Raw genomic sequence first — 684 nt, forward strand, 5'->3', positions numbered from 1 at the left:
CCGTCGTCCGGGTCGATATAACCGCTCAGGACGTCGGACAGGCGGCCACCTTCGGTGGTGACGCGAGTGTACTCGGAGAGAATGTGGTCAACCGTGCCAGGGAAGTGCGCGATTGCGCCCATCACTTCACGGATACCCTCTTCAATACGCTTGGCGATTTCGATTTCGCCTTCGCGTGTCAGCAACTCGACGGTGCCCATTTCACGCATATACATGCGCACAGGGTCAGTCGTGCGACCGATGTCGGTCTCCACCGCAGCCAGCGCGGCAGCGGCTTCTTCAGCGGCTGCCTCGTCGGTATCGGCGTCGGCCAACATAAGGGCGTCCGCATCCGGAGCACTCTCGTGTACGGGGATCCCCATGTCATTAATCATGCGGATGATGTCTTCCACCTGCTCTGGATCTGAAATATCCTCAGGCAGGTGGTCGTTGACCTCTGCGTAAGTCAGATACTTCTGCTCACGACCAAGGGTGATCAACTCTTTGATACGAGACTGCTGTTGCGCTTTTCCGGACATAACACCCTATCCACTGAAGGTCTTGGCGGGCAAAAAACAAGCCGAGGATTATACCCGAGCTATGACCTCACACGCCAGCTGAGGTCGGGTTTGATGCGGAAACATTCTGTTTTAAGAGGTCGCGCATCTGTTTTGCTATCTGAATTTGCTCTTCAGCCGATAATCC

At 55.6% G+C, this 684-nt stretch carries 1 protein-coding gene; it reads right to left on the reverse strand.

The annotated features are described in order from the left end of the window. A partial coding sequence (locus tag CFE47_RS31395; protein WP_286843090.1) for an RNA polymerase sigma factor region1.1 domain-containing protein occupies positions 1 to 518 on the reverse strand: 518 nt, incomplete at its 3' end. Positions 519 to 684 lie beyond the last annotated feature (166 nt).

The organism is Pseudomonas sp. PGPPP1, assembly GCF_002255865.1.
GTDB lineage: Bacteria > Pseudomonadota > Gammaproteobacteria > Pseudomonadales > Pseudomonadaceae > Aquipseudomonas > Aquipseudomonas cremoris.